The organism is Geodermatophilus sp. SYSU D00703 (genome assembly GCF_054050155.1).
In genome coordinates this window covers 15,193-34,406 of sequence record NZ_JBJGYU010000033.1, presented here as the reverse complement: position 1 = coordinate 34,406, position 19,214 = coordinate 15,193, and the positions used below count along the sequence as shown (strand labels likewise).

The window sequence follows — 19,214 nt, the reverse complement described above, 5'->3', positions numbered from 1 at the left end:
CCCTCGTCGCGGGCCGGTGGGCATGACCAGGGTCTCGTTCCCACCGGGCGGACTAGTGTCGATCACGTTGGTGCTGCGCACGCAGCGGGTAGGGCCGACGTCGACGACGACGGTGCGTCCAGGTCCAGCGCGCCTAACGGGTGCGCTCGCGACCGGTCGCTGGAGCCGCGCACCGTCGTCCGCCCGCGGTCGGTCGGTCCACACCGACCCGGGCGGTCCCGCACACCGGCCGACCCCCGAGGGAGCACGCGAGAATGGGAACCCAGAGCACCGAGCCCGAGGCCCCGGCCGAGGCCGCGACCGACAGCCCGCGCGGTAACCCGGGCCAGCCGCACCCGACGCTGCCGGAGGACTTCGGAGAGCTCGACCGCCGGGCCATCGACACGGTGCGCGTCCTGGCGATGGACGCCGTCCAGAAGGTCGGCAACGGCCACCCGGGGACGGCCATGAGCATGGCCCCGACCGCCTACCTGCTGTTCCACAAGTGGCTGCGGCACGCCCCCAGCGACCCGAACTGGGCCGCCCGCGACCGCTTCGTGCTGTCGATGGGCCACTCGAGCCTGACGCTGTACATCCAGCTGTTCCTCTCCGGCTACGGCCTGGAGATCGAGGACCTGCAGGCGCTGCGCACCTGGGGTTCGAAGACCCCGGGGCACCCCGAGGTCAACCACTCCCCCGGCGTGGAGACGACCACCGGGCCGCTGGGCCAGGGCGTCGGCAACGCGGTCGGCATGGCGATGGCCGCCCGGCGCGAGCGCGGCCTGCTCGACCCCGACGCCCCCGAGGGCGAGAGCCTCTTCGACCACACCATCTGGTGCTTCGCCTCCGACGGCGACCTGGAGGAGGGCGTCAGCGGCGAGGCGTCGTCGCTGGCCGGCACGCAGCGGCTCGGCAACCTGGTCCTCGTCTACGACGACAACCGGATCTCCATCGAGGACGACACGAACGTCGCCTTCACCGAGGACGTCGGCAAGCGCTACGAGGCCTACGGCTGGCACGTGCAGCACGTGGACGACGGCGAGGACCTCGCCGCGGTCGACGCCGCGTTCGCCGCCGCCAAGGCCGAGACCGGCCGGCCCTCCATCATCGTGCTGCGGACGATCATCGCCTGGCCGGCGCCCAACAAGCAGAACACCGGCGCCGCGCACGGCTCCGCCCTCGGCGACGACGAGGTGCGGGCCACCAAGGAGGTCCTCGGCTTCGACCCGGAGAAGACCTTCGAGGTCGACCCGGAGGTCCTCGAGCACGCCCGCTCGGTCGTCGAGGAGGGCCGCAAGCGGCGGGCCGAGTGGGAGGAGCGCTTCACCGCCTGGCGGGAGGCGAACCCGGAGCGGGCCGCGCTGCTCGAGCGCATGACGACCCGCACCCTGCCGGAGGGCTTCGCCGCGGACCTGCCGAGCTGGGACGCCGACCCCAAGGGCGTGGCCACCCGCAAGGCCTCCGGCGAGGTCCTCGCCAAGCTCTACCCGGTGCTGCCGGAGCTGTGGGGCGGCTCGGCCGACCTGGCCGAGAGCAACAACACCGCGGTCAAGGGCGAACCGTCGTTCCTCCCGGCCGACCGCCAGACGAAGATGTGGTCCGGTGGTCCGTACGGCCGCACGCTGCACTTCGGCGTCCGCGAGCACGCGATGGGCGCCGTCATGAACGGCATCGCCCTGCACGGCGGGACCCGCGTGTACGGCGGCACGTTCCTCACGTTCTCCGACTACATGCGCGGGGCGGTCCGGCTGGCCGCGCTCATGCAGCTGCCGGTGATCTACGTGTGGACCCACGACTCGATCGGCCTGGGCGAGGACGGCCCCACCCACCAGCCGATCGAGCACGTCGCCGCGCTGCGGGCCATGCCGGGGCTGGACGTCGTCCGGCCCGCCGACGCCAACGAGGTCGCCGTCGCCTGGCGGACCATCCTCGAGCACAACGACCGCCCGGCCGGCCTGCTGCTCTCCCGGCAGAACCTGCCCGTCTTCGACCGCTCGACCCTCGCCTCCGCCGAGGGCGTGGCCCGCGGGGCCTACGTCCTGGCCGAGGCCTCCGGCGGCGAGCCCGAGGTGATCCTGCTCGGCACCGGCTCCGAGGTGCAGATCGCCGTGGCCGCCCGCGAGCGGCTCGAGGCCGACGGCGTGCCGACCCGGGTGGTCTCGGTGCCGTGCGTCGAGTGGTTCGCCGACCAGGACCAGGCCTACAAGGACGAGGTGCTCCCGCCGTCGGTCCGCGCCCGGGTCAGCGTCGAGGCGGGCGTGCCGATGGGCTGGCGCGAGTTCGTCGGCGACGCCGGGCGGATCGTCGGTCTGACCCACTACGGGGCCAGCGCCGCCTACAGCGTCCTGTACGAGCAGTTCGGCCTCACCGACGAGGCCGTCGTGACCGCCGCCCGGGAGAGCATCGAGGCGGCGCGGTCGGGCGCCGCCGTCCCGGCCGGCCCCGTCCCGGCCACCGGCGGCCTGCCGCACCCGACCGGCGACCGCTGACACCCACCACGAACCCGAGAGGCAGAGACATGGCACAGAACGAGAAGCTGGCCGAGCTGTCGTCCGCCGGGGTCGCCGTCTGGCTCGACGACCTGTCCCGCGACCGGATCCAGACCGGCGACCTGCAGTCGCTGGTCGACGAGTTCTCCGTCGTCGGCGTGACGACCAACCCGACGATCTTCGCCGCGGCCATCAGCGGGTCCGAGCGCTACGACGACCAGTTGCACGCGCTCGCCGTCCGCAAGGTCTGCGTGGACGAGGCGCTGCGCACCATCACCGCCGCCGACGTCCGGGACGCCTGCGACCTGCTGGCGCCGGTGGCCCAGCGGCAGCCCGGCGACGGCCGCGTCTCCCTGGAGGTCGCGCCCGGCCTGGCGCACGACACCGACGCCACCGCGGCCGAGGCCGCGCACCTGTGGTGGCTGGTCGACCGGCCGAACCTGTACATCAAGATCCCGGCGACGGAGGCCGGCCTGCCGGCGATCACGACGTCCATCAGCCGGGGCATCAGCGTCAACGTCACCCTCATCTTCAGCCTCGAGCGCTACCGGGCGGTCATGGACGCGTACCTGTCCGGGCTGGAGAAGCGGGTGGCCGAGGGCGGCTCGCTCGACGGCATCGCCTCGGTGGCGTCGTTCTTCGTGTCCCGCGTGGACACCGAGATCGACAAGCGGCTGGACAAGGCCGGGGCCGACGCCGCGCTCAAGGGCAAGGCGGCCCTGGCCAACGCGCAGCTGGCCTACCAGGCCTACGAGGAGGTCTTCTCCTCCGACCGCTGGAAGGCGCTGGAGGCGCAGGGCGCCCGTCCGCAGCGGCCGCTGTGGGCGTCGACCGGCGTGAAGAACCCCGAGTACTCCGACACGCTCTACGTCAGCGACCTGGTGGCGCCCGGGACGGTCAACACGATGCCGGAGAAGACGATGCGGGCCTACGCCGACCACGGCGTCCCCGGCACCCCGGTGCAGAAGACCTACGACGAGGCCGCGGCGACGATGAAGGCGATCGCCGACGCCGGCGTCGACCTCGACGACGTCTTCCGGGTGCTCGAGGACGAGGGTGTGCAGAAGTTCGCCGACTCCTGGGACGAGCTCACCGAGTCGGTGCGCACCCAGTTGCAGGACAAGGCGTGATGCCGGCGCCCTCCGCCACCGGGGGCGACGACCCCCATCCGCTCCGGTTCCGGCCGGCCGGGGACGCCGTCCCCGGCCGGCCGGTCCGGGTGCTCGGCGCGCTCACCCGCACCGCGTGCTCCGCGGCACGGACCTGAACCGCCTCCCGTCCGGTCCACCGCCGCGCCGGACGACGGCTCCCCTTCCGACCCTGAGGACGGACGATGATCCCCAACCCGCTGCGTGATCCGCGGGACCGGCGGCTGCCCCGTGTGCCCGAGCCGTGCGCACTGGTGGTCTTCGGCATCACCGGCGACCTGGCCCGCAAGAAGCTGCTGCCGGCGGTGTACGACCTGGCCAACCGCGGGCTCCTGCCGACCAACTTCGCCCTGCTCGGCTTCGCCCGCCGGGACTGGGGCGACACCGACTTCGCCGAGCTGGCCCGCGAGGCGGCGCGCAAGGCCGCTCGCACCCCGTGGCGCGAGGAGGTCTGGGAGCGGCTGGCCGGCAGCGTCCGCTTCGTCCAGGGGTCGTTCGACGACGACAACGCCTTCGACCAGCTCGCCGCCACCCTCGGTGAGCTGGAGGGCACCCACGGGATCGGCGGCAACGCGGCGTTCTACCTCTCCATCCCGCCGGCGATGTTCCCGGTGGTGCTCAAGCAGATGCAGCGCACCGGCATGGCCGACAGCACCGCGGACCGCTGGCGGCGGGTGGTCGTGGAGAAGCCGTTCGGCACCGACCTGGCCTCCAGCCGGGAGCTCAACGCGCTGGTGGACTCGGTCTTCAGCGCCGACGACGTATTCCGCATCGACCACTACCTGGGCAAGGAGACCGTCCAGAACCTGCTGGCGCTGCGGTTCGCCAACACCCTGTTCGAGCCGGTCTGGAACGGCCACCACGTCGACTCCGTGCAGATCACGATGGCCGAGGACGTCGGCATCGGCGGCCGGGCGCAGTTCTACGAGCAGACCGGCGCCGCCCGCGACGTGCTGCAGAACCACCTGCTGCAGCTGCTGGCGCTGACCGCGATGGAGGAGCCGGTCGAGTTCTCCGCCGAGGAGATCCGCACCGAGAAGCTCAAGGTGCTGCGCGCCATCTCGCTCCCCGACGACCTGGGCACCTTCGCCGTCCGCGGGCAGTACGAGCAGGGCTGGCTGGCCGGGCAGCGGGCCAACGGGTACCGCCAGGAGGAGGGCGTCGACCCGCACTCGACGACCGAGACCTACGCGGCCGTCCGGCTGGGCGTGGAGACCCGCCGGTGGGCCGGGGTGCCGTTCTACCTGCGCACCGGCAAGCGGCTGCCGCGGCGGGTCACCGAGATCGCGCTGGTGTTCAAGCGGGCGCCGCACCTGCCCTTCGCCGACACCGACACCGAGGAGCTGGGCAACAACCAGCTCGTCGTGCGGGTCCAGCCCGACGAGGGGGTCACCCTCAAGTTCGGGTCGAAGGTGCCGGGCAGCGTCATGGAGGTCCGCGACGTGTCGATGGACTTCCTCTACGGCGAGCAGTTCACCGAGGCCAGCCCGGAGGCCTACGAGCGGCTGCTCCTCGACGTCCTGCTGGGCGACGCGACCCTGTTCCCCCGCAACGCCGAGGTCGAGGCGTCCTGGTCGGTCATCGACCCGCTGGAGGAGTTCTGGACCGGGACCACGCCGCACCCCTACCGGGCCGGCGAGTGGGGACCACGGGCGGCCGACGAGATGCTCGCCGCCGAGGGACGCCGGTGGCGGCGACCGTGAACCCACCCCACGAGGACGCTCCGCTGCGCTCCACGTCCCCACGGGGACCCCGGGGCAGCGGCACGCGCCCAGTCCACGAGGAGACCCGATGACGACGCTGTGGGACACCACCGGCTCCGCCGTGGTCAAGGAACTGGCCGCCCAGCGGCGCACCGGCGGCGCCGTGCTCTCCGGCGTGGCCCTGACCCTGGTGGTCGTGGCCGACGAGGGCCGGGTGGCCGAGGCCGAGGAGGCCGCGACCGCCGCCGCCGAGCAGCACCCCTGCCGGCTGCTCATCGTGGTCCGCCGCCAGATCGAGGCCCCGACGCCCCGGCTGGACGCCGAGGTGCTCATCGGTGGCCGGCTGGGACCCGGCGAGGCGGTGGTCATGCGGATGTACGGCCGCCTCGCACTGCACGCCGAGTCGGTGGTGCTGCCGCTGCTGGCCGCCGACGCCCCCGTGGTGACCTGGTGGCACGGCACCCCGCCCGACCAGCTGTGCACCGACGCGCTGGCGGTCATCGCCGACCGCCGGATCACCGACTCCTCGCTCGCCGACGACCAGCTGGTCGCGCTGCGCACCCGCGCCGACGACTACGCCCCCGGCGACACCGACCTGACCTGGACGCGCAGCACCCCCTGGCGGGCCACGCTCACCTCGACGCTCGACTCGGTCTCCGGCCGCCGCGGCGACGCGGTCCGGGTGCTGGGCGGCCGGGTCGAGGGCGACCCCGGCTCCGCGACCGCCCAGCTGCTGGCCGGCTGGATCAGCTCCCGCTGCGGCTGCGAGGTCGACGTCGTCGAGGGCGAGCGGCGCCCCGGGCCGAGTGGGGTCGCCTCGGTCCTGCTGCGGCTCGACCAGGACGAGGAGGTCCGGGTCACCGCCGACCGCCGGGGTGGCGCGGTCATCGCCCAGCCCTACCGGCCCGAGGCCATGGTCGCCCTGCCCGAGCGCCAGCTCGGCGACCTGGTCGGCGAGGAGCTGCGTCGCCTCGATCCCGACGAGCCGTTCGCGGAGGCCCTGGAGGCCACCACCGGCACGGCCGGGCTCGCCGAGCGCTCTCCGGTGCGCGAGCACGTGTGGTTCGACCCGGCGCAGACGCAGGGCGCGGACGGCGAGCCGCTGCCCACCGTGCCGGCCGACTCCCAGGGGACCGAGGAGGTCGCCGAGCACGGCGAGCGCAACGCCGAGGAGGTCGTCCCGTGACCGAGCTCGCGAGGTCGCGCAGGGGCAGAGCAGCCCGGCTCATGAGCCGGCCGAGCGCCGGCGGGGTCGACTCGTGAGCCTGCCGCCCGGGGAACGGATCGCCGCCGGGCTGGCGGAGGAGGGCCGCCCGGTGCCCGACGTCGTCGTGGAGCCCGACGCCGACCGGCTCGCCCGGGCGGTCGCCTCGGCGCTGGTCGCGCGGCTGGCCGCCGCCCAGGCGGTGCACGGCACCGCCTCGGTCGTGCTCACCGGCGGCGGCATCGGCACCGCCGTCCTCGAGCGGGTGGCGGAGCTCGCCGCCGAACCCGAGCGGGAGCGGGTCGACTGGACGGCGGTGGACGTCTGGTGGGGCGACGAGCGGTTCGTCCCCGCGGGCGGCGACGAGCGCAACGAGACCGGCGCGCGGGAGGCCCTGCTCGACCGCGTCGGCGTGCCGTTCGAGCGGGTGCACGCCATGCCCGCGTCGGACGCCGGCTTCGACGAGCCCGAGGACGCCGCCGCCTGGTACGCCGAGCAGCTGGCCGCCGCGGCGCCCGAGGGCACACGGCTGCCCCGCTTCGACGTGCTCCTGCTCGGCATGGGCCCCGAGGGGCACGTGGCGTCGATCTTCCCGGAGTCGCCGGCCGCCTCGGACGAGCGTCTGGTGGTCGCCGTGCGCGACTGCCCGAAGCCGCCCCCGACCCGGGTGAGCCTCGGCTTCGCCGCGATCAACTCCGCGGAGGAGGTCTGGCTGCTGGTGTCGGGAGAGGGGAAGGCCCCAGCGGTCGCGGCGGCCCTGCGCGGCGACGCCGGTCCGCAGCAGCTGCCCGCGGCCGGCGTGCACGGCCGGCGGGCCACCCGCTGGCTGCTGGACGCCGCCGCCGCGAGCGGGCTGGAGACCCCCGGCGGCTGAGCGGAGGCGGGAGCGCCGGCCACCGTCCGCAGGCGTTCCGGTCGGTCGGACCGAACGGCGCGCCGGGCCGTGCGCCCGTTCCGAAAGTCCCTGGCCCGCGGTCGACACGGCGGAGCACACTGCCTTGGCGCGGCCGCTGCAAGCAGATCGCACGTGGGACGCCAGACGCCGACGGCGCCGTGACCGCACCACGTCGGCCACACCCCCGGAGACCCCCATGACGCTCCCCGCCACGACCGTCCCCCACCCGGCCCGGGCCGAGGACGCCCTCGCCGGCGCCGCGGCCGAGGAGGGCACCGGACGCGCCCGGCACCACCGCGGCTGCTACTGGGACCTCGAGCAGGCGGCGTGGGTGCCCTACGCCCCGGTGCCGCTCCCCCGGGAGCCGCTCGACTAGAGAGAGGACCCCGTCCTCCCCGCCGCTCGCACGCGCGCGGAGGTGCCCTGGACGGGGCCGCCCGGCCCTGTGCAGGCTCAGGGCGGGACCCGGGACGGGGCCGTGCTCAGGCGTCGCGTGGCTCAGGCGTCGCGTGCCGCGGCGCCTGTCGCCGCAGCCTCAGGCGCCGCGCCGGGCTCGGAGCTTGGCGAGCGCCTCTTCGAGGAGCGCGTCACCGTCGGCGTCGGTGCGCCGCTCGCGCACGTAGGCCAGGTGGGTCTTGTACGGCTCGGTCCGGGGCGCCGGTGGCGGGGCGGCCTGGTCCTGCCCGGCGGGCAGCCCGCAGCGCGGGCAGTCCCACAGCTCGGGGACCTCGGCGTCGCTGGCGAAGGCGACCCGCGTCTCGTGCCCCTGTGTGCACCAGAAGGCGACGCGCCGTCGAGGTGCGGTCTCGCCGCGCTCGGCCTCCCCCATCGGCCCGGCACCGACCCGCGTGCCCCGGATCGCGTTCCCACCAGCCACGAGCGCTCCCTGTGTCTCGAGAGGTCTGCGGCGTCGACCGGCCGCGCGGGCAGTCTAGGGCCTGAACGGGGAGATTCCCCTCACCTTTCGCACGAGCACCACCTCGCCGGGCGGGTCAGACCTTGAGCAGGATCCCGAGGCCGACGATGCAGATCGCCCAGACGAGGCCGGTGAAGACGGTCAGGCGGTTGAGGTTCTTCTCCACCACGGACGAGCCGGCCAGCTGCGAGGACACCGCGCCACCGAACATCGAGGACAGGCCCCCGCCCTTCCCCCGGTGCAGCAGGATCAGCACCACGAGGAGCACGCTGGTCAGCACCAGCAGCACGTTGAGGACCAGCTCGATCATGCATCGAGGGTAACCGACCGCGCGCCAGCGCCCGGCCGACACGACCCGGACGGGTCATCGGACGATAGGACCGGTCCCCTTCCGCGCCCCGGTCCGCTCCTCGCTCGCTGGCGCTCGCTGCGATGCCCCTCGCAGGAACGACTGTCAGCGGACGCCGGCGGTCGCGACGTCGTAGCCGCTGTAGGCGGTCATCACCACGCCGTTGCGCAGCCGCTGCCCGGCGAGCAGCTGGATGCGGGCCTCGGCCAGGGGCACGTACGCACTCGTCGCGGTGGCCGCGGCCGCGACGTCGCGCCAGGCGGTACGGGCCTCCTCCGGGTCCCCGACGGCTCGGGCGGCGTCGATCAGCCCGTTGAGCGCCGGGTCGGCCAGCCGCGCGAAGTTGGTGTTCCCGACCGGGCTCACCGAGCGGCCGTCGACCAGGGGGACGAGGAACGCGCCGGGGGTCGGGAAGTCCGCCGTCCAGGTGGCCAGGACGACGCCCAGCCCCTGGGCCGCGACGTTGTCCGGGTTGCCCACCTCGGTGGCGTAGAAGCTGGGCGCGGCCAGCGGCCGGACCTCGGCCTGGATGCCCACCTCGGCCAGCTGGCCGGCGATCTCCTCGGCCACGGCCACGCTGCTCGCAGCGTCGGGGACGGCCAGCACGGTGCTGAACCCGTCGGGCTGCCCGCACGCGTCCAGGTGTTCGCGGGCGGCGGCGGCGTCCGGCTGGGGATCGGGGTCCTCGGGGCCGCCGTCCAGGCCGCGGGGCCACAGCTGGGAGGTCCGCACGGCGTTGACCGCTCCGCCGAGGACCTCCTGCACCGCCCGCCGGTCCACGGCCGCGGCCACCGCGGCGCGGCACTCGGCGTCGTCCAGCGGCGCCACGTTCGTCGGGAGGGCGAGCAGCCGCACCACGCCGCTGGTCACCTCGTCCACGCGGTCGGTCACCGGGACCTCACCGCCGGTGCCCTCCGCCAGGCGCGCCTGGGTCGCGGCCTGCACGCCGCTGCCGGAGACGTCGACGTCCGCGGACCCGGCCAGCAGCGCCTGGTCCCGCTCGACGCCGCTCATCCCGGTGCGGACGACGACCCGGTCGGGCAGCGCGGTGCGGACGTCGTCGGTCGCCGGGTCCCACTCGGGGTTGCGGTCGAGCAGGATGCCGGTGACCGCGTCGACGCTGGTGATCGCGTACGGGCCGGAGGAGACCGGGTCCCCGCCGTAGTCCGCGCCCCGGTCGTTCTCGATCGGCACCGGGCTGCTCGACGGCAGGGCCATGACGTACGGGAAGTCCGGCTGCTGGCTGCGCAGGCGGAAGGTGATCGTCCGGTCGTCCGGCGTCTCGATCGCGGCCAGGGCCAGCTTGTCCGGCGACTCGTCCTGGTACGGGCCGGCGTAGGGGTTCGCCGGGTCGTCCAGCAGCTCGACGACGTGCGTGGGGCCGCCGACCACCACGTCGGAGGCGAAGGAGCGCTCGATGCCGTACTTGACGTCCCGGGAGGTGATCGCCCGGCCGTTCTCGAACCGGGTCCCCTCGCGGAGGGTGAACGTCCAGGTCGTGCCGCCGTCCGGGGTGGTGCCGAGGTCGGTGGCGAGGTCCGGCACCAGCTCGTCGGTGCGCCCGGGCTCGGTGGAGTAGGTGACCAGCGTGCGGGTGTAGAGCCGCATGAGGTTCCACACACCCGGCAGGTAGGAGCGCTGCGGGTCGAGGTTGTCGATCTCGCCGGTCACCACCCGCAGCGTGCCGCCGGTGGCGTCGGACGCGGCCCGGACGCCGGTGAGACCGGCGTCCGGGCCGTCGCCCTGCACGGGGACGCCCGAGGCGTCGTCCGCGCCACTGCTGCAGCTCACGGCCGCCACGAGCACCAGGACGACGGCGCCGGCGATGGCCGCGACCCGGCCACGCGTGCCGCGGGCCCAGGCCGGGCCCCGCCCCGCCGGTCCCTGCTGCGTGCTCTCCACCTACCGCTCCCGCCTCGCCGGCGGCGGCGGTCAGCTGCCGTCGGCTGCTGTCCGACAGATCTGCGCGAACTCGTCGGCGTCCAGGCTGGCGCCACCGACGAGCGCACCGTCGACGTCCGGCCCGGCCAGGATCCCGGCCGTGTTCGCGGCCTTCACCGACCCGCCGTAGAGGATACGGACCGCCGCGGCCGTCTCCGGACCGAAACGCTCGGCGAGCCGTGACCGGAGGGCACCGCACACCTCCTGAGCGTCCTCGGGAGTCGCGACCTCGCCGGTCCCGATCGCCCACACCGGCTCGTACGCGATGACCACCCCGCCGCCGGACCCGACGCCCCCGCCGTCGACGGTGCCGCGCACCTGCTCGCCGGTCAGCCCCTCGAGCGCCGCGTCGAGCTGGGTCGTGCAGTGCGGGACGTGCTGCCCGGCCCTGCGGACGTCGAGCCCCTCCCCCACGCAGAGGATCGGCACCAGGCCGTGCCGCAGCGCGGCCTGGACCTTGGCGGCCACCAGCGCGTCGTCCTCACCGTGCAGCGCACGCCGCTCGGAGTGCCCGACGACGACGTAGCTGCAGGCCAGGGCGGCCAGCATGGCCCCGCTGACCTCGCCGGTGTAGGCCCCGGAGTCGTGGACCGAGAGGTCCTGCGCCCCGTAGCCGACCTCCAGCTTGTCGCCGGCGACCAGCGTCTGGACGCTGCGCAGCGCGGTGAACGGCGGCAGGACGACGACCTCGGCCGCCTCGAGCTCGGGCTCCTTGAGCGAGAAGACGAGCTTCTGCACCAGGCCGATGGCCTCGAGGTGGGTGAGGTTCATCTTCCAGTTGCCGGCGATCAGCGGTCGCCGTCCCTCCCGGCGCACCGGGGTCTTGCGTGCCATCACTCGCCCCCTCGGTCGGCCAGCACCGCGAGGCCCGGCAGCTCCCGGCCCTCCAGGTACTCCAGCGACGCGCCGCCGCCGGTGCTGATGTGCCCGTAGGCGGACTCGTCGAGGCCCAGCTGGCGGACCGCCGCCGCGGAGTCCCCGCCGCCGACGACCGACAGCCCGGCGACGGCCCCGACCGCCTCGGCCACGCCGCGGGTGCCCGCCTGGAACGGGGCGAGCTCGAAGACGCCCATCGGGCCGTTCCAGAAGACGGTGCGCGCACCGCCCAGCTCCCGGCCGAACGCCTCGACCGTGCGCGGGCCGACGTCCAGGCCCATCTGGTCGTCGGGGATCGCGTCGATGCCAACCGTGGTGGTGGGGGCGTCGGCGCTGAACTCCGGCGCGCACACCACGTCGAGGGGCAGCACGATCCGGTCCCCGGCCTCGGCCAGCAGCCGGCGGCAGGTGTCGACCTGGTCGGTCTCCAGCAGGGACCTGCCCACCCCGTGACCCTGGGCGGCCAGGAACGTGAAACACATCCCGCCGCCGACCAGCAGCCGGTCCACCTTCGGCAGCAGCGCCTCGATGACGGCGAGCTTGTCGCTGACCTTGGAGCCACCGAGCACGACGACGTAGGGCCGCTCGGGGTCCTGCGTCAGCCGGGTCAGGACGTCGAGCTCCTCGGCGACCAGCCGGCCGGCCACGTGCGGCAGCCGCTCGGCCACGTCGTACACCGAGGCGTGCTTGCGGTGCACCGCGCCGAAGGCGTCGTCGACGTAGACGTCGGCGAGGGCGGCCAGCCGGTCGGCCAGCTCGCCCCGCTCGGCGTCGTCCTTGGCCGTCTCGGCCGCCTCGAACCGGACGTTCTCCAGCAGCAGGACGTCGCCGTCGCCGAGCGCCCCGGCCCGGGTGCGCGCGTCGTCGCCGGCCACGTCGGCGGCCAGCGGCACGTCGGTGCCCAGCAGCTCGCCCAGCCGCGCGGCGACCGGGGCGAGGGAGTACTGCGGGTCGGGCTCCCCCTTGGGCCGGCCGAGGTGCGCGGCGACGACCACGCGGGCGCCGCCGTCGCGCAGCGCCTGCAGGGTGGGCAGGCTGGCGCGGATCCGGCCGTCGTCGGTGATCGCGCCGGTGCCCTTGTCGAGGGGGACGTTCAGGTCGGCGCGCACGAGCACGCGCCGACCCGCGACCCCCTCGGCGAGCAGGTCGTCGAGGCTGCGCATCGTCGCTGTCAGAGGGAACGGCCGACGAGCTCGACGGAGTCGACCAGGCGGTTCGAGTAGCCCCACTCGTTGTCGTACCAGCCGAGCACCTTGGCCATCGGGCCGAAGACCTTGGTCAGCTTGGCGTCGTAGATGCACGACGACGGGTCGGTGACGATGTCGGAGGAGACGATCGGGGCGTCGGTGTAGGAGAGGTAGCCGGCCAGCGGGCCGGAGGAGGCGGCCTCGCGGTAGGCGGCGTCGATCTCCTCGGCGGAGGCCTCACGGGTGAGCTGGACGGTCAGGTCGGTGGCCGAGCCGGTGGGCACCGGGACGCGGACGGCGTAGCCGTCGAGCTTGCCGTTGAGCTCCGGCAGGACCAGGCCGATCGCCTTGGCCGCACCGGTCGAGGTCGGCACCATGTTGAGGGCGGCGGCGCGGGCGCGGCGCAGGTCCTTGTGCGGGCCGTCCTGCAGGTTCTGGTCGGCGGTGTAGGCGTGGATCGTGGTCATCAGGCCGCGCTCGATGCCGAACGCGTCGTTGAGGACCTTCGCCAGCGGGGCCAGGCAGTTCGTGGTGCAGGACGCGTTGCTGATGATCGTCTGCGAGCCGTCGTACTCGTCGTGGTTGACGCCCATGACGATGGTGAGGTCGTCCCCGGTGGCCGGCGCGGAGATGATGACCTTCTTCGCGCCGCCCTTGTCGACGTGCTTGCGCGCGTCGTCGGCCTTGGTGAAGAACCCGGTGGACTCCACGACCACGTCGCAGCCGAGGTCGCCCCACGGCAGGTTGGCCGGGTCGCGCTCGGAGAGCACCTTGACCGTGCTGCCGCCCACCTTGATGCCCTCGCCGTCGGCGGCGACGTCCTCGGGGAACTTGCCGAGCACGCTGTCGTGCTTCAGCAGGTGCGCGAGGACCTCGGGGCTGGTGAGGTCGTTGACCGCCACGATCTCGACGTCCTTGCCGCTGGCCGCGGCGGCCCGGTAGAAGTTGCGGCCGATCCGGCCGAATCCGTTGATGCCCACCCGTACGGTCACTGCAGACCTCCGATGTCGGTCGACGACTGCCACTCGGGGCCGCGCACTCGCGGCCTCGCCCCGTGCAGACCCTATCGGTCCCGGCATGCGCGCGGCCCGGGCCATCCGGCGGCGGCCCGGGCCACGGAACGGCCTCCCCGCAGGGTCCCGCCGCGAGCCTGCGAGTGGCCGGGAGGTCCTCCTCCTACTGGGCCAGCATGTCCTCGGTCACGACGGACTCGGTGTCGGGGATGCCGAGGTCCTTCGCGCGCTTGTCGGCCATCGCCAGCAGTCGCCTTATGCGGCCGGCGACGGCGTCCTTGGTCATCGGCGGGTCGGCCCGCTGGCCGAGCTCCTCCAGCGACGCCTGCCCGTGCTCGAGCCGCAGCCGGCCGGCGATCAGCAGGTGCTCGGGGGCGTCCCCGTTGAGGATCTCGAGGGCGCGCTCCACGCGAGCGCTGGCGGCGACGGCGGCCCGCGCGGAGCGGCGCAGGTTGGCGTCGTCGAAGTTGGCCAGCCGGTTGGCCGTGGCCCGGACCTCGCGGCGCATCCGCCGCTCCTCCCAGGCCAGGACGGCGTCGTGGGCGCCCATGCGGGTGAGCAGCGCGCTTATGGCGTCGCCGTCCCGGACGACGACGCGGTCGGCCCCGCGCACCTCCCGGGCCTTGGCGGCGATGCCGAGCCGCCGGGCCGCGCCGACCAGCGCCATCGCGGCCTCAGGGCCGGGGCAGGTGACCTCCAGGGACGACGAGCGGCCCGGCTCGGTCAGCGACCCGTGGGCGAGGAAGGCCCCGCGCCAGGCGGCCTCGGCGTCGTTGAGGCTGCCGGAGACCACCGCCGGCGGCAGGCCCCGCACCGGGCGGCCGCGCTGGTCGACCAGCCCGGTCTGCCGGGCCAGGCCCTCGCCGTGCTTGGCGATGCGGACCAGGTAGCGCACGCCCCGGCGGATGTTGCCGCCGGCGAGCACGCTCACGCCGCTGGTGTAGCCGTAGACCTCGCTGATGTCGCGACGCAGCCGACGGGCGACGGAACCGGTGTCGAGCTCGGCCTCGATGACCACGCGGCCACCGACGATGTGCAGACCACCGCTGAAGCGCAGCAGGGCGGTGACCTCCGCCTTGCGCTCGGAGGTCTTGGTGCACTCGACCCGAGACAGCTCGTCCTTGACCATGGCCGTCATCGCCATGCCGTCCACCCCCACGTTCCCCCGGGGTAACCAGGCCCCATGTGCGGCGTCCCCTCTTCTCCCCCTCGTACCGGTGCCGGTACCGAAGGGTCCGGTACCCGGCGCCGGATTTCCATGCCCGTTGGGCCCTAGCGCGATCCGAAGGCCGCCCCCAGCGCCGCCGCGAGGCGGCCCGAGTCGTGCCTCGGCGACCCGTCGGGTGCGGCGACGGGAGCCAGTACGAGCTCCGCACCGCACTCGCGGACTGCAGAAAGGAGACCACAGCGGTCAACAACCGAGTCGACATCCGCGATCACCGTGTGCAGCGCCACCCCGCCCAGGTGGCTGCGCAGCACCGTGAGGTGCTCCTCCGGGGAGAAGCCGTCGGTCTCTCCCGGCTGCGGTTCCAGGTTCAGCACGACCACCACCCGAGCGCTGCTCGCCTCCAGGGCGGCGCGCAGCCGCGGCACCAGCAGGTGCGGCAGGACGGACGTGTACCAGGAACCGGGGCCCAGCGACACGACGTCGGCCGCCGCGATGGCCTCGAGGACGGCGCCGTTCACCGGCGGGTCCGGCGGCGAGACGATGATGTCGCGGACCCGGCCGGGGGTCGACGCGATCGCCACCTGGCCGCGGATCGTGCGGCTCCGCGACGGGTCGTCGGGATCGGTGCTCTCCACCCGCGCGACCAGGTCCAGCGGGACGTCGGCCATCGGCAGCACCCGGCCGCGGGCGCCCAGCAGGCGGCACAGGTCGTCCAGCGCCGCCACGGCGTCCCCGCTGTGCAGCTCGGTGAGGCCGGTGAGCACCAGGTTGCCGACCGGGTGCCCGGCCAGGACGCCGGTGCCGCCGAACCGGTGCTGCAGCAGGGCGGCCATGCGGCGGCTGTCCGCGGTCTCGTCGGCCAGGGCGGCGAGGGCCATGCGGAGGTCGCCGGGCGGCAGCACCGGCATCTCCCGGCGGATGCGGCCGGAGGAGCCGCCGTCGTCGGCCACCGTGACGACCGCCGTCAGCTCGGGCGTGAGCCGGCGCCACGCGCCGAGGGCGGCGGCCAGGCCGTGGCCGCCCCCGAAGGCCACCACCCGCGGCGGTCGGTCGAGCGCCGGGCCCCGCGGCCCGGCCTCCACGGCCCCCACTACTCGCGGCCCAGGTCGCGGTGCTGGACGGTGGCGGCGATGCCGTCAGCGGCGAGCCGGCGGGCGAACTCCTCGGCGATCGCCACGCTGCGGTGCTTGCCTCCGGTGCAGCCGACGGCGAGGGTCAGGTAGCGCTTCCCCTCGCGCCGGAACCCGGGGATGAGCAGCCGCAGCACGTCGGTGTAGCGGTCCAGGAACGGGCCGGCGTCCTCCTGGCCGAGGACGTAGTCGCGGACGTCGGCGTCCCGCCCGGTGTGCGGCCGCAGCTCGGGCAGCCAGTGCGGGTTGGGCAGGAACCGGGCGTCGACGACGAGGTCGGCGTCCAGCGGCAGGCCGTACTTGAAGCCGAAGCTGAGCACCGTCGCGGTCAGCGGCGGCAGCTGCCCCTCGTGCGCGAACGACTTCTCGAGGGTGGCGCGCAGCTGGTGCACGTTGAGGTCGCTGGTGTCGACCCACAGGTCGGCCTCGCCGGCGATCCCCGTCAGCAGCGCGCGCTCGGCGGAGATGCCGTCGATCAGCGTGCCGTCGCCCTGCAGCGGGTGCTCCCGCCGCACCGACTCGTACCGGCGCACCAGCACCTCGTCGCGGGCGTGCACGTAGACGACCCGCGGCCGGTGACCGGCCTCGGCGAGCACCCGGATGGCCTCCTGCAGGTCGCTGGAGAAGGCCCGGCTGCGGACGTCGACCACCGCGGCGAAGCGGCGCAGGTCGCCGCGGGCGCCGAGCTCCACCATCGGCTGCAGCAGCGCCGGCGGCAGGTTGTCCACGACGAAGAAGCCGAGGTCCTCGAGCACGCGGCCGGCGCTGTTCTTGCCCGCGCCGGACAGGCCGGTGACGACGACGACGTCCAGCGGCTGGGTCTCGGTGGACGCCGGGTCGATCGGCGGCGGGACGTCGGTGTGCGGGTGCCCCGGGGTGCCCGGCGGCGTCCCGAGGGGGCCGTGCGGACGCGCGAGCCCGTCGCCGTACCCGTCACGGGAGCTGGTCACCTCGGTGCCGCCGCTCACGAGGCCACCAGCCCGACCCCGGCGGTGGCCCCGGCCCCCGGCTGCGGGGCCCCCCGCTCGGCGGGACCGGACGGCCCGGTCGTCGTCTCCACGACGTCGTCGGCCGGTGGTGAGTCCGGAGCCGGTTCCGCCACCGCTGCCTCCCCCGCCTCCGGCGGTGCCACCGCCGCCTGCACCGCCTCGGCGGTGCGCCGGCCGATGCCGGGCACGGCCGTCAGCTCCTCCACGGTCGCGGCCCGCAGCCGCTTGAGGGACCCGAACTGCTTCATCAGCGCCTTCCGCCGCGTCTCCCCGAGGCCGGGGACGTCGTCCAACAGGGAGACCAGCATGCTGGTGGACCGCTTCTGCCGGTGGTAGGTGATGGCGAACCGGTGTGCCTCGTCGCGCACGCGCTGCAGCAGGTACAGCGCCTCGGAGGTGCGCGGCAGGACGACCGGATCGCGTTCGTTCGGCAGCCACACCTCCTCCATGCGCTTGGCCAGCCCGCACACGGCGACGTCGACGATGCCGAGCTCGTCGAGGGACCGCGCGGCCGCGGCCACCTGGGGGGCGCCCCCGTCCACGACCAGCAGGTTCGGCGGGTAGGCGAACCGGCGCGGCCGGCCCTCCTCCGCGGCGATCCCCTGCTCGTCCTGGCGGTCCTGCTCCTCCTTGAGGTGCCGGGCGAACCGGCGGCGCACGACCTCGGCCATCGCGGCGGTGTCGTCGGTTCCGTGGGTGACGCTGAACCGCCGGTAGTCGGACTTCTTCGCCAGCCCGTCCTCGAACACCACCATCGAGGCGACGACGTTGGTCTGCTGGACGTGGCTGACGTCGATGCACTCGATCCGCAGGGGGGCGTCCGGCAGCTCGAGGGCCTCCTGCAGCTCCTGCAGCGCCAGCGAGCGGGCGGTGAGGTCGCTGGACCGCTTCACGCGGTGCCGGACGAAGGCCTCCTTGGCGTTGCGCTCGACGGTCTCGAGCAGGGCCCGCTTGTCACCCCGCTGCGGCACCCGCAGCGACACCCGGGAGCCGCGCAGCTCGCTGAGCAGCTCGGCGTAGACGTCGGCGTCGTCGGGCAGCTCGGGGACGAGCACCTCGCGCGGCACCGCCTCTCCGGCCTCTGCGGACTGCTCGGCCCCGCCCCCGGACCCCCCGTACACCTGCAGCAGGAACTGCTCCACCAGCTCGCCGGTGGTGACCTCCTCGACCTTGTCGACGATCCACCCGCGCTGGCCGCGCACCCGCCCGCCCCGGACGTGGAAGACCTGCACCGAGGCCTCCAGCTCGTCCTGCGCGAAGGCGACGACGTCGGCGTCGGTGCCGTCGCCGAGGACGACGGCCTGCTTCTCCATCGCCCGCTTCAGGGCGCCCAGGTCGTCGCGCAGCCGGGCGGCCTTCTCGTACTCCATCGCCTCGGCGGCCTCGGCCATCTCCCGCTCGAGGCGCTTGACCATCTGGTCGGTCCGGCCGGCCATGAAGTCGCAGAAGTCGTCGACGATGGCGCGGTGCTCCTCGGCCGTCACCCGGCCCACGCACGGCGCCGCGCACTTGCCGATGTAGCCCAGCAGGCAGGGCCGGCCGATCTGCCCGGCGCGCTTGAAGACCCCGTTGGAGCAGGTGCGGGCCGGGAAGACGCGGGTCAGGGTGTCGAGGGTCTCGCGGATCGCCCAAGCGTGCGCGTAGGGCCCGAAGTAGCGGACGCCCTTCTTCTTCGGCCCGCGCATCACCTGCAGCCGCGGGTACTCCTCGTTGAGGGTGACCGCCAGCGACGGGTAGCTCTTGTCGTCCCGGTAGCGGACGTTGAACCGCGGGTCGAACTCCTTGATCCAGTTGTACTCGAGCTGGAGCGCCTCGACCTCGGTGCCGACGACGGTCCACTCGACGCCGGCCGCCGTCGTCACCATCTGCCGGGTGCGCGGGTGCAGGCCCGCCACGTCGGCGAAGTAGCTGTTCAGCCGCTGCCGGAGGTTCTTGGCCTTGCCGACGTAGACGACCCGCCCGTGGGGGTCGCGGAACTTGTAGACCCCCGGGTCCTCGGGGATGCTGCCGACCGCCGGTCGGTACGTGGACGGGTCGGGCATGGCCTCCAGGTTAGGTCGGGGGGACGACGGTCCGCCGTCCGCGGGGCGTGGAAGTGGCCACTGGGGCGACACCGGTGTCATTCTCCGCGGACCCCGGAGGACCTCGTGGGACCTCCGCCTCTGTCCCCCGCGCCGGACCCCGATCCAGCCTCGGGCGGTCAGGTCGTCCTCCACGGGGGGAGCGC

General features: G+C 74.4%; 17 protein-coding genes. 7 read left to right on the top strand and 10 right to left on the bottom strand.

What is annotated here, in order from left to right; all coding sequences use genetic code 11:
* The first annotated feature begins 254 nt into the window (after positions 1-254).
* The 7 genes from tkt to ACI782_RS21755 all read left to right on the top strand — a co-directional run bounded on the left by tkt (position 255) and on the right by ACI782_RS21755 (position 7,794).
* Complete coding sequence (tkt, locus tag ACI782_RS21785; protein ID WP_456912189.1) at positions 255-2,468, top strand: transketolase; 2,214 nt, start codon at positions 255-257, stop codon at positions 2,466-2,468.
* A 29-nt stretch (positions 2,469-2,497) separates the two neighbouring features.
* Positions 2,498-3,598: a transaldolase gene (gene tal / locus ACI782_RS21780; RefSeq protein WP_456912188.1), complete on the top strand. Its 1,101-nt coding sequence runs from the start codon at positions 2,498-2,500 to the stop codon at positions 3,596-3,598.
* On the top strand, positions 3,598-3,735 hold the full coding sequence (locus tag ACI782_RS21775; RefSeq protein ID WP_456912187.1) for a hypothetical protein: 138 nt from the start codon (positions 3,598-3,600) through the stop codon (positions 3,733-3,735). The genes tal and ACI782_RS21775 overlap by 1 nt, the downstream gene beginning before the upstream one ends.
* Before the next feature lie 66 nt (positions 3,736-3,801).
* Positions 3,802-5,319, top strand: coding sequence for a glucose-6-phosphate dehydrogenase (gene zwf / locus ACI782_RS21770; protein WP_456912186.1), 1,518 nt, complete (start codon positions 3,802-3,804; stop codon positions 5,317-5,319).
* An 88-nt stretch (positions 5,320-5,407) separates the two neighbouring features.
* Positions 5,408-6,505, top strand: a complete 1,098-nt coding sequence (locus ACI782_RS21765) for a glucose-6-phosphate dehydrogenase assembly protein OpcA (protein ID WP_456912185.1) — start codon at positions 5,408-5,410, stop codon at positions 6,503-6,505.
* A 73-nt stretch (positions 6,506-6,578) separates the two neighbouring features.
* A complete protein-coding gene (pgl, locus tag ACI782_RS21760; RefSeq protein ID WP_456912184.1) occupies positions 6,579-7,397 on the top strand; it encodes a 6-phosphogluconolactonase in 819 nt (272 codons plus the stop codon).
* A gap of 217 nt (positions 7,398-7,614) precedes the next feature.
* Positions 7,615-7,794, top strand: a complete 180-nt coding sequence (locus tag ACI782_RS21755; protein ID WP_456912183.1) for a hypothetical protein — start codon at positions 7,615-7,617, stop codon at positions 7,792-7,794.
* Between the two features lie 159 nt (positions 7,795-7,953).
* Here ACI782_RS21755 and ACI782_RS21750 read toward each other — a convergent pair whose 3' ends face one another.
* From ACI782_RS21750 to uvrC, 10 genes are all read right to left on the bottom strand, one after another.
* Positions 7,954-8,295, bottom strand: a complete 342-nt coding sequence (locus tag ACI782_RS21750; RefSeq protein ID WP_456912182.1) for an RNA polymerase-binding protein RbpA — start codon at positions 8,293-8,295, stop codon at positions 7,954-7,956.
* A gap of 115 nt (positions 8,296-8,410) precedes the next feature.
* Positions 8,411-8,644: a preprotein translocase subunit SecG gene (gene secG / locus ACI782_RS21745; protein ID WP_456912181.1), complete on the bottom strand. Its 234-nt coding sequence runs from the start codon at positions 8,642-8,644 to the stop codon at positions 8,411-8,413.
* A 144-nt stretch (positions 8,645-8,788) separates the two neighbouring features.
* Positions 8,789-10,585, bottom strand: a complete 1,797-nt coding sequence (locus ACI782_RS21740) for an ABC transporter substrate-binding protein (protein ID WP_456912180.1) — start codon at positions 10,583-10,585, stop codon at positions 8,789-8,791.
* 30 nt (positions 10,586-10,615) lie between these two features.
* The gene (tpiA, locus tag ACI782_RS21735) at positions 10,616-11,458 is read right to left on the bottom strand and encodes a triose-phosphate isomerase (RefSeq protein WP_456912179.1); all 843 of its coding nucleotides are present in this window, start codon (positions 11,456-11,458) and stop codon (positions 10,616-10,618) included.
* Complete coding sequence (locus ACI782_RS21730) at positions 11,458-12,663, bottom strand: phosphoglycerate kinase (protein ID WP_456912178.1); 1,206 nt, start codon at positions 12,661-12,663, stop codon at positions 11,458-11,460. Before ACI782_RS21730 ends, tpiA begins: the two co-directional genes overlap by 1 nt.
* An 8-nt stretch (positions 12,664-12,671) precedes the next feature.
* Positions 12,672-13,679 carry a type I glyceraldehyde-3-phosphate dehydrogenase gene (gene gap / locus ACI782_RS21725; protein WP_456912177.1) on the bottom strand — a complete coding sequence of 336 codons (1,008 nt, stop codon included), beginning with the start codon at positions 13,677-13,679 and terminating at the stop codon, positions 12,672-12,674.
* A 184-nt stretch (positions 13,680-13,863) separates the two neighbouring features.
* A complete protein-coding gene (whiA, locus tag ACI782_RS21720) occupies positions 13,864-14,844 on the bottom strand; it encodes a DNA-binding protein WhiA (RefSeq protein WP_456912176.1) in 981 nt (326 codons plus the stop codon).
* Between the two features lie 128 nt (positions 14,845-14,972).
* Positions 14,973-15,950, bottom strand: coding sequence for a gluconeogenesis factor YvcK family protein (locus ACI782_RS21715; RefSeq protein ID WP_456912175.1), 978 nt, complete (start codon positions 15,948-15,950; stop codon positions 14,973-14,975).
* An 8-nt stretch (positions 15,951-15,958) separates the two neighbouring features.
* Positions 15,959-16,966, bottom strand: a complete 1,008-nt coding sequence (rapZ, locus tag ACI782_RS21710) for an RNase adapter RapZ (protein WP_456912174.1) — start codon at positions 16,964-16,966, stop codon at positions 15,959-15,961.
* Positions 16,963-19,029, bottom strand: coding sequence for an excinuclease ABC subunit UvrC (gene uvrC / locus ACI782_RS21705; RefSeq protein WP_456912173.1), 2,067 nt, complete (start codon positions 19,027-19,029; stop codon positions 16,963-16,965). Before uvrC ends, rapZ begins: the two co-directional genes overlap by 4 nt.
* Positions 19,030-19,214 lie beyond the last annotated feature (185 nt).

What these genes read in the sequence shown, in the direction of transcription:
- tkt (WP_456912189.1), top strand. Translation starts at nt 255, where the DNA reads ATGGGAACCCAGAGCACCGAGCCCGAGGCCCCGGCCGAGGCCGCGACC.
- tal (WP_456912188.1), top strand. Translation starts at nt 2,498, where the DNA reads ATGGCACAGAACGAGAAGCTGGCCGAGCTGTCGTCCGCCGGGGTCGCC.
- ACI782_RS21775 (WP_456912187.1), top strand. Translation starts at nt 3,598, where the DNA reads ATGCCGGCGCCCTCCGCCACCGGGGGCGACGACCCCCATCCGCTCCGG.
- zwf (WP_456912186.1), top strand. Translation starts at nt 3,802, where the DNA reads ATGATCCCCAACCCGCTGCGTGATCCGCGGGACCGGCGGCTGCCCCGT.
- ACI782_RS21765 (WP_456912185.1), top strand. Translation starts at nt 5,408, where the DNA reads ATGACGACGCTGTGGGACACCACCGGCTCCGCCGTGGTCAAGGAACTG.
- ACI782_RS21755 (WP_456912183.1), top strand. Translation starts at nt 7,615, where the DNA reads ATGACGCTCCCCGCCACGACCGTCCCCCACCCGGCCCGGGCCGAGGAC.
- secG (WP_456912181.1), bottom strand. Translation starts at nt 8,644, where the DNA reads ATGATCGAGCTGGTCCTCAACGTGCTGCTGGTGCTGACCAGCGTGCTC.
- tpiA (WP_456912179.1), bottom strand. Translation starts at nt 11,458, where the DNA reads ATGGCACGCAAGACCCCGGTGCGCCGGGAGGGACGGCGACCGCTGATC.
- ACI782_RS21730 (WP_456912178.1), bottom strand. Translation starts at nt 12,663, where the DNA reads ATGCGCAGCCTCGACGACCTGCTCGCCGAGGGGGTCGCGGGTCGGCGC.
- whiA (WP_456912176.1), bottom strand. Translation starts at nt 14,844, where the DNA reads ATGGCGATGACGGCCATGGTCAAGGACGAGCTGTCTCGGGTCGAGTGC.
- uvrC (WP_456912173.1), bottom strand. Translation starts at nt 19,029, where the DNA reads ATGCCCGACCCGTCCACGTACCGACCGGCGGTCGGCAGCATCCCCGAG.